Annotated in this window: 12 protein-coding genes; 6 read left to right on the forward strand and 6 right to left on the reverse strand. The window is 63.0% G+C overall.

The genetic code is table 11. From position 1 onward, the window contains the following. Window positions 1–140 precede the first annotated feature (140 nt). The gene (locus P6U29_RS36580) at window positions 141–1,169 is read left to right on the forward strand and encodes an AraC family transcriptional regulator (protein ID WP_407114990.1); all 1,029 of its coding nucleotides are present in this window, start codon (window positions 141–143) and stop codon (window positions 1,167–1,169) included. A 2-nt stretch (window positions 1,170–1,171) separates the two neighbouring features. Here P6U29_RS36580 and P6U29_RS36585 read toward each other — a convergent pair whose 3' ends face one another. From P6U29_RS36585 to P6U29_RS36600, 4 genes are all read right to left on the reverse strand, one after another. Next, on the reverse strand, window positions 1,172–1,315 hold the full coding sequence (locus P6U29_RS36585; RefSeq protein ID WP_407119618.1) for a hypothetical protein: 144 nt from the start codon (window positions 1,313–1,315) through the stop codon (window positions 1,172–1,174). Window positions 1,316–1,538: 223 nt separating this feature from the next. Beyond that, complete coding sequence (locus P6U29_RS36590) at window positions 1,539–1,772, reverse strand: hypothetical protein (RefSeq protein WP_407119619.1); 234 nt, start codon at window positions 1,770–1,772, stop codon at window positions 1,539–1,541. 20 nt (window positions 1,773–1,792) lie between these two features. After that, on the reverse strand, window positions 1,793–2,443 hold the full coding sequence (locus P6U29_RS36595; RefSeq protein WP_407114991.1) for a CoA transferase subunit B: 651 nt from the start codon (window positions 2,441–2,443) through the stop codon (window positions 1,793–1,795). Window positions 2,444–2,531: 88 nt separating this feature from the next. After that, the gene (locus P6U29_RS36600; RefSeq protein WP_027573157.1) at window positions 2,532–3,239 is read right to left on the reverse strand and encodes a CoA transferase subunit A; all 708 of its coding nucleotides are present in this window, start codon (window positions 3,237–3,239) and stop codon (window positions 2,532–2,534) included. Window positions 3,240–3,511: 272 nt separating this feature from the next. On the opposite strand from P6U29_RS36600, the gene P6U29_RS36605 reads away from it, so the two are divergent. Next, entirely contained in the window at window positions 3,512–5,440 is a 1,929-nt protein-coding gene (locus P6U29_RS36605; RefSeq protein ID WP_407119533.1) for an AsmA family protein, read from the forward strand. A 96-nt stretch (window positions 5,441–5,536) separates the two neighbouring features. Here P6U29_RS36605 and dctA read toward each other — a convergent pair whose 3' ends face one another. Next, the gene (gene dctA, locus P6U29_RS36610) at window positions 5,537–6,922 is read right to left on the reverse strand and encodes a C4-dicarboxylate transporter DctA (RefSeq protein ID WP_407114992.1); all 1,386 of its coding nucleotides are present in this window, start codon (window positions 6,920–6,922) and stop codon (window positions 5,537–5,539) included. 59 nt (window positions 6,923–6,981) lie between these two features. Then, window positions 6,982–8,055, reverse strand: coding sequence for a 4-oxalomesaconate tautomerase (locus tag P6U29_RS36615; protein WP_407114993.1), 1,074 nt, complete (start codon window positions 8,053–8,055; stop codon window positions 6,982–6,984). Window positions 8,056–8,173: 118 nt separating this feature from the next. Between P6U29_RS36615 and P6U29_RS36620 the strand changes: the two genes are divergently transcribed. From P6U29_RS36620 to P6U29_RS36635, 4 genes are all read left to right on the forward strand, one after another. Then, entirely contained in the window at window positions 8,174–9,148 is a 975-nt protein-coding gene (locus P6U29_RS36620) for a LysR substrate-binding domain-containing protein (protein ID WP_407114994.1), read from the forward strand. 195 nt (window positions 9,149–9,343) lie between these two features. Then, the gene (locus P6U29_RS36625) at window positions 9,344–10,729 is read left to right on the forward strand and encodes an ABC transporter substrate-binding protein (RefSeq protein ID WP_407114995.1); all 1,386 of its coding nucleotides are present in this window, start codon (window positions 9,344–9,346) and stop codon (window positions 10,727–10,729) included. A gap of 96 nt (window positions 10,730–10,825) precedes the next feature. Next, window positions 10,826–11,698, forward strand: coding sequence for a carbohydrate ABC transporter permease (locus tag P6U29_RS36630; RefSeq protein WP_407114996.1), 873 nt, complete (start codon window positions 10,826–10,828; stop codon window positions 11,696–11,698). Then, window positions 11,695–12,546 carry a carbohydrate ABC transporter permease gene (locus tag P6U29_RS36635; protein ID WP_407114997.1) on the forward strand — a complete coding sequence of 284 codons (852 nt, stop codon included), beginning with the start codon at window positions 11,695–11,697 and terminating at the stop codon, window positions 12,544–12,546. Before P6U29_RS36630 ends, P6U29_RS36635 begins: the two co-directional genes overlap by 4 nt. The last annotated feature ends 17 nt before the right edge of the window (window positions 12,547–12,563 follow it).

The following is a 12,563-nucleotide window of genomic DNA, read 5'->3' on the forward strand; positions in this document are numbered from 1 at the left end:
GCGCCGTCATCAACACGGCATTCACGCCCGTGCTTCGGTTTCTCCTATGTATGTTCCGGCCAGTTCCTGGATTTGACTGACCGGGACAGAAATTTTACATTTCGGGACAGCCTTGGGAATAGCTGGCGGGAACGGTTCGCATGACCGACCTCATTCGCAGCTCAAGCCTGAGTTGTTATCCGGAGGTCGCCGGGTCGGTCGGGCTCGACCCCATGCAGATGATGCGCAAGGCCAGGCTGCCGCCAGCCTGCCTCGACAAGCCCGACACGCCCATTGCCGTCGCCGGCCTGCGCCGTCTGCTCGAATTGTCGGCGGAGACGTCGGGCGCCGAAGATTTCGGCTTGCGTCTCGCCGAGCGCGGCGGCCTGACCAATTTCGGCGCGGTCGGCCTGATCGTGCGCGAACAAGCGACCGTCGGGGAGGCCATCGATGCGTTCTCGCGCTTCATCCATATCCATCACGATGGCATGCGACTGGACGTTGCGCGCAGCAAACAGACCGTGACCGTCGCGATGCATCTGCGCGGCCGGCACCCGCGCGCGTCGCGGCAGTCGATCGACATGGCGCTCGGCAGCGTCCACCGCATCATCCAATCGCTGTTCGGTCACGACTGGCGGCCGCAGGAGGTGCATCTGCATTACCCACCGCCGCACGACCGCAAGCGCTACCGCGAATTCTTCAGCTGCCGCGTGATCTTCAACGCGAAGGATGACGCGATCCTGCTGTCGGCGCACGATATGGATCGCCGGATCCCGAGTGCGCATCCACTGATCGCGAATTACTTACGCAAGCGGATCGAGGCGATCGAAACACGGCCTGCAAGCTGGGAGCAGAAGGTCGACGAGATCGTACGCCTGCTGCTCGCCGGCGGCGACTGCACGGTCGAGCGCGTCGCCGAGCATCTTGCCTGCACCCGCCGCACCATCCACCGCCGCCTCGCCGCATCGGGCACCAGCTTCTCGGCCATCCTGGATGCGCAACGCGCCGATCTCGTGATCCAGCTGATCGACGACCCCGCCCGACCGCTGACTGACATCGCGGTGCAGCTCGGCTTCTCCGCGCAAAGCGCCACGGCACGCTGGTTCCGCGGCCGGTTCGGCTGCACCATCACCGAGTGGCGCAAGGGCGTGCGACCTCTGACAGCGCCGCCCTCGGCGACTGCAGCTTGAGTTCAGCGTGCCGGCGCCAGCACGCCCATCGTGGCGAGGGCACGCCACTGGCCGCAGGCGAACAGCGGGCCGAACGCGATGGCAAATCCGAGGAAGGCGACGATCCAGCCGCAGGCGGCGATGTGCAAGAATACATCGATATGCACGGGCCGCCGCCGATCTCGGTGCCACCGCGCACTTCAAGGTCGAAGGCAAGTGGAACGTCGATCTGATGATCCAGGTGAAGGCGCCTGCTGAAATACCGCCCGCCGGCACCAAACAGACTCGAGAAGGGGCCGGTCATCGCCGGCCCCTTCTTATTTCGGGGAATGACCGTGCTGATCGCATTCAGGCTCAAACTGACAGTGCAAAATGCCGGGACAGGACCGATCAGATCGTCCGTGCAAACATGCGAAAGCCGGGCGCGCCAATGATCGCCTCGAAGGCCGGATCACGCTTTTCCTCCGCAAAGACAAACCCCGCCTTGGTGTAGGCGCGCTCGGCCGCATCGTTACCGATCAGGAACGATATCGTCGCCCGCGCAAATCCGGCCGACCGTCCCTTCTCAAGTGCGTGGACAATCAGCGCCTGCACCAGGCCGGGACGTGCAGACCGTATCGTCATGCACGCCCCCTTGCGATACCTTACGTGTTCTTCAGCGCGACGCGGAATTCGGCCTCGGTCTTGGCCTTGACCTCGTCGAGCGTGACGCCGTCGGCGAGCTCGATCAGCGCCATGCCGCCGTCGCCGTGCTTGTCGATGGTGAAGACGGCGAGATCGGTGACGACCATGTCGACCACGCGCTCGCCCGTCAGCGGCAGATTGCACTTTTTCAGCAGCTTCGGGCCGTCCTTGGCCGAATGCTCCATCACCACGACCACGCGCTTGACGCCGGCAACGAGATCCATCGCGCCGCCCATGCCCTTGACCATCTTGCCGGGGATCATCCAGTTGGCGAGATCGCCATTCTGGGCCACCTGCATGGCGCCGAGGATCGAAAGATCCATGTGGCCGCCGCGGATCATGCCGAAGGAATCGGCGCTGGAGAAATAGGACGTCGAGGGCAGCTCGCTCACGGTCTGCTTGCCGGCGTTGATCAAGTCCGCGTCCACCTCGTCTTCATAGGGGAACGGGCCCATGCCGAGCATGCCGTTCTCGCTCTGCAGGCTGACGTCCATGCCATCAGGGATGTAGTTCGAGACCAGCGTCGGGATGCCGATGCCGAGATTGACGTAGTAGCCGTCGCGCAGCTCCTTTGCGGCGCGCGCAGCCATCTGTTCACGGGTCCAGGCCATCTTGGTCTCCTGTCGATTCTTTAGTGGCGCATGATCTGATCGGAAAACCGGCTTCCACTTTGCGCTAACGCGGCCCTTCGGGTCCGGATCATGCGCTGGTGCGCGGGCGGGTGTTGCGGAATTCGATGCGCTTCTTGGCCGTACCGACCTCGACGATGCGCTTCACGAAAATGCCGGGGGTGTGGATGTGGTCGGGATTGAGTTCACCGGCCGGAACCAGATGCTCGACCTCGGCCACCGTGATCTTCGCGGCGGTCGCCATCATCGGGTTAAAATTGCGCGCGGTCTTGCGGTAGATGAGGTTGCCGGCGGTGTCGCCCTTCCAGGCGTGCACGATGGCGAGGTCGGCGAACAGGCCGCGCTCCATCAGATACTTCTCGCCGTCGAACTCCTTCACTTCCTTGCCTTCGGCGATCAGCGTGCCGACGCCCGTCTTGGTGTAGAAGGCCGGGATGCCGGCGCCGCCCGCGCGGATGCGCTCGGCCAGCGTGCCCTGCGGATTGAATTCGAGTTCCAGCTCGCCGGCGAGGAATTGCTGGGCGAACAGCTTGTTCTCGCCGACATAGGACGAGATCATCTTCTTGATCTGGCGGGTTTCGAGAAGACGGCTGAGGCCGATACCGTCGACGCCGGCATTGTTGGAGACCACCGTCAGGCCCTTGACGCCGGACTCCCGGATCGCGTCCGACAGCTCCTCGGCGATGCCGCAGAGGCCGAAGCCGCCCGACATGATCATCATGTTGTCTTTTAGAATGCCGTCGAGCGCCGACTTGGCGTCGGGATAGACCTTATTCATGCAAAAAACCTCGACTGAACCTTCGGCTGCCAGGCGTCGCGCCTTATTGGCGGCGATTATTAGGCGAAATCGTCCGAAGCCGTCAATGATACGGGGTTCTCCGCTCCGCCCCTGGGTGATAGAAGCTGCCCACGCCGTGGGCATAACCGTGCCGCGGCCTTGAAAGCGTCAAGAAAACCCATCAAGTTGCGGGGGTTGGGCGTGGGCGCGCAGGTTTCCCGGCCCGCCCTTCTGGCTCCAACGACCAACCCGATCAGGACATGCCATTGACCATGGCCCAAGGAATGAAGCGCCTCGGGACGCCGATCGCGGCGCTGCTCGGCGTCGCGCTGATCGCCCTGATCGCGACCTCCTGGCTCATCAACCGCGACGCGCTGCGCAAGGCGGTCGAAGCGCAGATCCGCGACGTCACCGGGCTAGAGCTCAACGTCGCGGGCAGCATCGACATCTCGGTGCTGCCGGCGAGCTACATCTCCTTCCACGACGTCGGCCTCAAGGGCGGCGGCACCAGCGCTCCCGCGCTCCAGGTCGACGTGCTCACCGCGAACTTGCGGCTGCTGCCGCTGCTGCTGCAACGATTCGAGATCGCCGACCTGATGCTGCTGCGGCCACGCATCCATGTCAGCCTCAAGCCGGACGGCGAGAGCAACTGGACGCCCTTCATCCAGACCATCGCACGCACCATGAAGCCCGGGGCCGAGAACCAGGTCTCGTTCTCCGAAATCCGCATCCAGGACGGGGTGCTCGATTACGAGGACGCCGCCACGCGTGCCACCGAGAAGCTCGAGGACATCGACCTGTCGCTGGCCTGGCCTTCGATCTCGCGCTCCTTTGCTGCGACCGGGCAGTTCGACTGGCGCGGCGAGCGCGTCGACGGCTCGATCAGCTTTTCCGATTTCGTCGCCGCCCTCTCCGGCGACCGGTCCGGCCTGAAGGCGCGAATCGCCAGCGCGCCGCTCAAGCTCGCCTTCGACGGCAGCGTCGCCAATCGCACCAGCCCGATGATGGAAGGCACGCTCACCGTCGACAGCCCGTCCTTGCGCAACGCGCTGCGCTGGACCGGGCAGCCGCAGCCCGGCAGCGGCGGCTTCGGCCGCTTCGCGCTGAAGGCGCGCGCCAACGTCGTTGGCGCCTCGATCGCGCTCACCAATGTCAATGTCGAGCTCGACGGCAATGCCGCCGAGGGCGTCATGACCTACGCCAATAACGGCCGGCAGACGCTGCAGGCGACGCTCGCCGCCGACGCGCTCGACTTCACGCCTTATATCTCGACGTTCCGCCTGCTCGCGAGCGGCGCGCGCGACTGGAACAGGCAGCTGTTCGATCTCAACGGATTATCGACCACCGACCTCGACATGCGCCTGTCGGCTGCCAAGCTGACGGTCGGGCCGACGAAGCTCGGCCGCACCGCGATCGGCGCCAATTTGCGCAACGGCACGCTGGCGCTCTCGGTCGGCGAGGCGCAGGTCTATGGCGGGATCGCAAAGGGCTCGTTCGGCATCGCGCGGTCCGACACCGTCGCCGACATCAAGGCGCAATTCCAGTTCACCGACGTCGATCTCCAGGCCTGCGCTACCGAACTGTTCGGTCTCAACAAGCTGTCGGGCCGCGGCAACATCAACGTCTCCCTCCTCGCCTCCGGATCGAGCCCGTTCGGCCTCGTGCAGTCACTCGACGGAAGCGCCACCGTGACCGGGCATGATGGTGCGATCTCGGGCTTCAACGCCGAGCAGCTCCTGAAGCGGTTGGAGCGGCGGCCGCTATCGGGCGGCGGCAATTTCCGCAACGGCTCGACGCCTTACAACAATCTCACCATCGCCGTGAAATTCTCCGACGGGATCGCCACCGCCGAGGACATCCGCGTCGAGGGGCCGGCGACGAAGATCACGCTCACCGGCACCGCCTCGGTGCCGGCACGCGAATACGACATGAAGGGCGTGGCGAGCCTTAACAGCGCGTCGGGGTTCGAACTGCCCTTCGTGGTGCAGGGCCCCTGGGACGATCCGCTGATCTTCCCCGATCCGGAAAGCCTGATCCGCCGCTCGCCAGCCTCCGCGCCGCTGCTCGACATGCTGAAGGACCGCAAGGGGGGTGACGCCGTGCGCTCCGCAATCGAGCGCATCACCGGCACCGGAAAGCGTCCCGCGCCGGCGGAATCGCCGACGGCGGAGAACGCGAAGGACAGCGCCAAATCCGACTAGAGGTATCAACGTCGCTTCTCTTGGGATGGCAGCCTGCACGCCACGGGCTCGACTTGCCAAGCTGACTACTGCGATCGGTTTCGCGCAAATGCGGCGTCACGCGGCCGATTGCGTCGTCGAAATCCAGCTCTTGTCCCCCCTCACCACCGGCGCCGCCCCCATCTTTGTCCCGCTGGCGGCCGTGAGAGTGCCGCCCTGTCCCAGTTCACGGGCCAACACCTCGCGATCACAGGCGTCTTCCCACAGCGAAATGGTGATGGATGCGACACAATTGCTGATCATGCTGGTCAGCGCGCGCGCCTCCGACATGAAGCGGTCGATGCCGACGAGCAGCGCCACGCCGGTCACCGGCAGATCCGGCATGACCGACAAGGTCGCGACAAGTGCGACGAAGCCGCTGCCAGTGACACCGGCCGCCCCTTTGGACGTCAGCAGCATCAGTCCAAGCATCGCCGCGATCTGCCCCCATGACAGGTGAATGTCGCAGGCTTGCGCGATGAAGATGGACGCTAGGGTGAGATAAATCGCGCTGCCATCCAAATTGAAGGAATAGCCCATCGGCAACACGAGCCCCGATACGCCTTTCCGGCATCCAAGCTGCTCCAGCTTGCGCAGCGCGCCAGGCAGCGCCGGCTCCGACGAGGACGTGCCGAGCACGATCAGCAGCTCTTCCCTGAAGTAGCGGATCGTCTTCCACAGGCTGAAGCCGTTCAGCCGCGCCAGCGCACCCAGCACGACCACCACGAAGACGGAGCAAGCAATATAGAAGGTCAGGATCAGCAGTCCGAGCGAGCCGATCGAACGGATGCCGTAGCGGCCCACGGTGAACGCCATGGCGCCAAAGGCGCCAAGCGGGGCGAGCTTCATGATGAAGCCGAAGGACACGAATAGCACCTGAGAGAACGAGGCGACTGCCTTTGTGACCAGGACACCTCCATCACCGGCACGGCTGAGGCCAAAGGCGATGAGGATGGAGATCAGTAGTACCGGCAGCACCTCACCATCTGCGAACGCTCCAAAGAATGAATGCGGGATGATGTGCAGCATGAAATCCGCGAATCCGGTCGCACCTGCCTGCTTGGTGAATTTCGCGGCGACCGACGGATCCAGCGTATTGACCGCAACATGCATGCCGACGCCCGGCTGGATCAGCGACACGGCGATCAGCCCGGCCAGCAAAGCGAGCCCGGTCAGCAGGTAGAACAGCGCCATGGATTTCACCAACGTGCGGCCGACCTCGCGGGAATCGCTGATGCTGTTGATGCCGCTGACGATGGTGCAGAACACGATCGGCGCGATCATCATCTTGACCAGCTTGACGAAGCCGTCGCCAAAGGGCTTCAGCGCGGCGCCAAATTCAGGCCAGAAATGGCCCGTGAGAACACCCAGCATGAGGCCGATCAGCACCTGGACATAGAGAATCCGGTAGAATGGCTTTCCCGCCTCGGTGCTCGGATGCCCAACCAGTGCTTCCTTGTGCATTCTTGTTTCCCCCATGGCTCTGATTCTTCTTGATTTGATGGTTTCGGAAGCGGCGGGCTTCAGGCCGCCAGGACCGAATGAGTCACGTGCGACCGACGAGCGAAGACGTGGCCCTCGAAGATTCGCCGGGCTGTTCGCAGCACCCGGGCAACCGGGCCGGGCTCCAGCCTGACCACGAGTTGGCCGGAGGGATGGGCGAGCGTGATCGGCACCGGCGGCGCCAGTGGTCCGACCATCTCTGCCGCGATCGTTCCAGGCGTGACGCATGCCGTCGCGATAGCGACGGCGCCGGTCACCGCCAGCGCGTTATGGCAGTCATGCGGCATGAAGTACCTGACGTTCAATGTCGTCTCCCTCGCGGGCGCAATCAGAACCGGTTTCGGGATCACCATCGTCGCGGGATCTGGAAAGCCCATCCGCCGCCCCGCCTCGATGCGCAAGGCTTCGAGACGCGCGCGAAAGCGGCTGTCGGTGAAATCCGAGGGCGCCTCACGGCCGGTCCATCCCAGATCCGCCGCGCGGACCAACATGACGGGCATCGCCGCGTCGAGGCAGGTCACATCGATCCCTTCGATGCGCTCGACCGGACATCCCGTCGGCAGCAAGCGACCAGTGCGTGCACCAGCCGCGTTGGGGAACGACAGCTCGATCGGCGCGGCCGTTCCCGGAACACCGTCGATCCGCGCCTCGCCGTCGTACGTCACGCGTCCTGCAGGGGTCGGAACGGTCGCGTCAATCAACTTGCCGGTGTTGACATTGTGGATGCGCACATGGGTGCGATCTGCCGCGGCGGCGACCAGGCCGGCTTCAATTGCGAACGGACCCACGGCCGCCAGCATGTTTCCGCAATTCGGCGAGGTATCGACGATCCCTTCACGAACCCGCACCTGGGCAAACAGGTAATCGACATCGGCGCCGGGCACCGTTGCCGGTCCGATGATCGCGACCTTGTTGATGACGGCATTGCCGCCGCCGATCCCATCGATTCCAAGGTCGTGTCCTCCTCCCATCACGGACAGCAGGACCGCGTCGCGCAGTTTGGGTTCGGCCGGAAGATCGCGGGCCAGGAAAAACGGCCCGCGCGAGGTTCCTCCACGCATGACCACACAGGGAATGGCAATCTGATCGTTCATGGAGCTCTTCCGTTCGGCGACATCTTCGCGCGATCCAGAGCATCCTCCGGCAGAACTCTTTTGTGAAATGCAAATATCTGAGGTATTATTCCGATTATCGAAATAATTGGAGGCTACCATGAACGCAGAACTGCTCGACCTCAAGGCGTTCATCACCGTGGCGGAGACGGGAAGCTTCGTCCGCACCGCCAGGGCGCTGAACCTGTCGCAGCCGGCGCTGAGCCGACGCATTCAGAAACTGGAAGAAGGTCTCGGTGCGCCGTTGCTCGAACGGTCGACGCGCCACGTCAATCTCACCATGACCGGCCGCGACTTCCTGCCCAAGGTGCGCCGCCTCATCGACGAGTTCGAGACCTCGGTGCTCGCCATCCACGATATCGGCGCGCGAAGCTCAGGTTTGGTGTCGGTGGCCGCGGTGCCGACGGCGGTGTTCTACTTTCTGCCGCGTGCGATCGGCCGGTTTGCCGAAGCGTATCCGCGCATTCGCATCCGGATTTTGGACATCGGCGCCAACGAGGGATTGGAAGCGGTCGCACGCGGAGAAGCCGATTTCGGCATCAATTTCATCGGCGCTTCGCATGCGGAAATCGAATTCGAGAAATTGGTCGAGGATCCTTTCGTCCTGGCCTGCCGTCACGACCATCCGCTGGCCTCGCGCAAGCAGGTCAGCTGGTCGGAAATCGTGTCGCACCGGGTCATCACGGTTGGTCGCAACAGCGGCAATCGCGCGCTGATCGACAATGCGCTGGCGCGACATGGCCTGCAGCTGAACTGGTCTTATGAAGTCGCCCACCTCTCCGGCTCGCTCGGCCTGGTCGAAGCGGGACTCGGCATCGCTGTGCTGCCGAGGCTCGCGACGCCGGCGGCCGGCCACCCCATCATTCACACCGTTCGGCTGACCGAGCCGGAGGTGTCGCGGACGATCGGAATCGTGCGCAGGCGCGGGGCGACACTATCTCCTCATGCCGGCCAATTTCTCAAGATGCTGCTTGAGGCATGGCGCTCGCCTTCCCGGACGAGCGGACATGGCAGGCCGCGATCCCGATCCGCTGACACGAGCCCGAATGCCGCCTCCATCAAAGGGAAACGCTGACAAAGCCAGAAGCCACGAGGCGAATTGATTGGCATGCATTGATGCGGCCTTTGGATCGATGCACGGAATTCGCATCTCCACAGCCCCTCCACCCCCACGACATTGGTCTGACAAGAAGTCGCTAGATCGGATGACGGCCATGCGCTAGTGTTTTATACGACCGGTTAAAACACCGGCCGTTTGAGGGAGAAAAACGTGAAATCCAAGGTTATTGGCGCAGTATCATTGGCGGTCGCTGCGGTTGGGCTTTTTGCCGCCACTGCACCCGCCTTTGCGCAGCAGAAGACGATCACGGTCTGGTGGGGCAAGGGCTTCTATCGCTCCGAAGACGACGCGTTGATCGAGACGATCAAGAAATTCGAAGCCAAGACCGGCATCAAGGTCGAATTGTCGCAATACGCAATCCAGGACATGATTCCGAAGACGGTCGCCGCGCTCGATGCCGGCACCGTTCCCGATGTCGCCTATTCCGATTCCTATGACGTGCAGGCGCAGGGCAAGTGGGCCTATGAGGGCAAGCTCGAGGACCTCACGGACATCATGGAGCCGATCAAAGGCCGGTTCGTGCAGAACACGCTCGATGCGTCGATCCTCTACAATGATGTCACCAAGAAGAAGGCCTATTACGGCTTCCCACTGAAGCAGCAAAGCATGCACGTCCAGATCTGGAACGACTTGCTGGAGAAGGCCGGCTTCAAGCAGAGCGACATCCCGAACGACTGGACGGGTTACTGGACGTTCTGGTGCGACAAGGTGCAGCCGGCGATCCGCAAGGCCACCGGCCAGCGCATCTACGCCGTGGGCCAGCCGATGGGCGTGGAATCCACCGACGCTTTCCAGTCGTTCTACACCTTCATGGACGCCTACCACGTCAAGTTGGTCGACGACGACGGCAAGTTGCTGGTCGACGATCCCAAGGTCCGCGACGGCCTGATCAAGGCGATGAAGGACTATACCGACACCTACATCAAGGGCTGCACCCCACCGTCCTCGACCACCTGGAAAGATCCCGACAACAACGTCGCCTTCCACAACAAGACGATCGTGATGACCCATAACTTCACGATCTCGATCGCGGCGAAATGGTTCGAGGATTCCCAGAATCAGAACCTCACGCCGGAACAGCGCGAGGCCGGCAAGAAGGCTTATGAGCAGGACATCATCACGGCGTCCTTCCCGAAGGCGCCGGATGGTTCGACCATCAAGTATCGCTCCGACGTCAAGACCGGTCTGATCTTCACCGCGGCCAAGAACAAGGCCGAGGCCAAGCAGTTCATCAGCTTCCTGCTCCAGGAAGAGAACGTCCGTCCCTACATCGAGGGCGCGCTCGGCCGCTGGTTCCCGGTGACGAAGGAAAGCCAGGAAAGCCCGTTCTGGCAGGCTGACAAGCACCGCAAGGCGGTCTACACGCAGTTCAAAGGCGGCACCGCGGCGTTCGACTTCACCAAGAACTGGAAGTTCACGATTCTCAACAACGAGAACGTGTGGGCGAAGGCGATGAACCGCGTCGTCAGCGAGAAGGTTCCGGTCGACAAGGCCGTCGACGAACTGATCGCCCGCATCAAGCAGGTCGCGGGTTAGGTCCATCCTGCCCTCTCCCCGCTTTGCGAGGAGAGGTGCTAAAAGCAACACCGGCCGCGTTTCGCGGCCGGCTTCTCTTTGAAGAGTCCGAAAAGAATGGCGATCACGCTCTCTGGCGATCAGGCAATCCCCGGCCCGCCCTTGTCGTCGCGGCTGACCCCGGCGCAGGTCTGGGGCATCATCCTGCTTGCGCCCTATCTGCTCGTTTTCCTGGCATTCGTCGTCTATCCCGTCGGCTACGGCTTGTGGCTGGCACGCGCGCCGGAAAACTACGTCGCGCTCTACAACGATCCAATCTTCGCGCGCGCCGCGGTCAACACGCTGATCTTCCTGGTCATCGGCATCAACATCAAGATGCTGATCGCGCTGTTCCTGTCCGGCTTCTTCGCGCAGCAGCGCACCTGGATCAAATGGCTCTCGGTGATCTTCATCCTGCCCTGGGCGGTGCCGTCGATCCCGACCATTTTGTCGGTGCGCTTCATGCTCAATCCCGAATGGGGCATGATCAACCATTTCATCTTCTCCTTTACCGGCGATGACGGCCCGAACTGGCTGAACGATCCGACCGTGGCGCTGAGCATGGCGATCGCCGTGCATATCTGGAAGTCGCTGCCGTTCTGGACGCTGATCCTGATCACCGGACGCCTTGCGATCTCGCACGATCTGTTCGAGGCCGCCGAGGTCGACGGCGCCAGCTGGTGGCAGAAATTCCGCTACATCACCTGGCCGTCGATGCAGACGCTCTATGTCACCTGCACGCTGCTCTCGATGATCTGGACGCTGGGCGATTTCAACAGCGTCTATCTGCTCACCGGCGGGGGACCTGCCGACCTCACGCACGTGCTGGCGACGCTCGGCATTCGCTATCTCCGGCTCGACCAGCTTTCGCTCGCGATGGCATCCATCGTTTGCGCAATGCCGTTCGTCCTGCCGCTCGTGTACTTCATGATGAAACGGTTGTCGCGATGAAGCTCCCCTCTCTCCGTGAAGTCGCGACGGAAGCGCGGCTGCTCTTGATCGGCATTCCCGTCTTCCTGTGGACGATGATCCCGATCTATCACATGTTCCTGTTCGCGATCTCCCCGAAGGAGGACGCGTTCTCGGGCAAGCTGTGGCCGGACCATCCGACGCTGCACAACTTCGAGATCGTGTTCAAGCAGCAGCACTATTTCCTGCGCGACTTCTACGTCCAGTTCTGGAACTCGACGGTGATCGCGGCGTCCGTCGGCGTGCTGACGCTGTTCATCGCGACCGCAGCGGCGTTCTCGATCTCGCGGCTGAAGGTGCCGGGCGGACGCGTGGTGCTGAACCTCGCGCTCTTCACCTATTTCATCCCCGCGGCGTTCCTCGCCGTGCCGATGTATCGCACCATGGGCAATTACGGCCTGCTCAACAATCACTGGTCGCTGATCCTGGCCATGGTGACGATCGCCAGCCCCTATGCGATCTGGGTGCTCAAACAGGCCTCCGACAAGCTGCCGGTCGAGCTGGACGAAGCCGCGGTCATGGACGGCGCCACGACGCTGCAGATCTTCCGCCTGGTCTATCTGCCGCTAATGATGCCCTCGCTGGTCGCGATCGGCACCTATGCGGTGCTGCTCGCCTGGAACGAATATCTCTACGCGTTCCTGCTGCTCTCGAACGACCGCGAGATCACCCTCCCCGTCGCACTCGGCAACTTCCTCGCCGCCGACGACTCGCCGTGGGAGCTCCTAATGACGACCGGCTTCATCTACGCGCTGCCGCCGGCTGCAGTCTACTACGCCTTCCGCCGCTACATGGTGGGCGGGCTCACGGCTGGTGCGGTGAAGTCCTGAGAGCGTCTCGAGGCGGC

Origin of the sequence: Bradyrhizobium sp. LMG 9283 (genome assembly GCF_045571415.1) — a bacterium.
Lineage (GTDB): Bacteria > Pseudomonadota > Alphaproteobacteria > Rhizobiales > Xanthobacteraceae > Bradyrhizobium.

Bases quoted from the DNA above. Each gene is read 5' to 3' on its own strand.
- P6U29_RS36580 (WP_407114990.1), top strand. From the start codon at position 141: ATGACCGACCTCATTCGCAGCTCAAGCCTGAGTTGTTATCCGGAGGTC.
- P6U29_RS36590 (WP_407119619.1), bottom strand. From the start codon at position 1,772: ATGACGATACGGTCTGCACGTCCCGGCCTGGTGCAGGCGCTGATTGTC.
- P6U29_RS36595 (WP_407114991.1), bottom strand. From the start codon at position 2,443: ATGGCCTGGACCCGTGAACAGATGGCTGCGCGCGCCGCAAAGGAGCTG.
- P6U29_RS36600 (WP_027573157.1), bottom strand. From the start codon at position 3,239: ATGAATAAGGTCTATCCCGACGCCAAGTCGGCGCTCGACGGCATTCTA.
- P6U29_RS36605 (WP_407119533.1), top strand. From the start codon at position 3,512: ATGGCCCAAGGAATGAAGCGCCTCGGGACGCCGATCGCGGCGCTGCTC.
- dctA (WP_407114992.1), bottom strand. From the start codon at position 6,922: ATGCACAAGGAAGCACTGGTTGGGCATCCGAGCACCGAGGCGGGAAAG.
- P6U29_RS36615 (WP_407114993.1), bottom strand. From the start codon at position 8,055: ATGAACGATCAGATTGCCATTCCCTGTGTGGTCATGCGTGGAGGAACC.
- P6U29_RS36620 (WP_407114994.1), top strand. From the start codon at position 8,174: ATGAACGCAGAACTGCTCGACCTCAAGGCGTTCATCACCGTGGCGGAG.
- P6U29_RS36630 (WP_407114996.1), top strand. From the start codon at position 10,826: ATGGCGATCACGCTCTCTGGCGATCAGGCAATCCCCGGCCCGCCCTTG.
- P6U29_RS36635 (WP_407114997.1), top strand. From the start codon at position 11,695: ATGAAGCTCCCCTCTCTCCGTGAAGTCGCGACGGAAGCGCGGCTGCTC.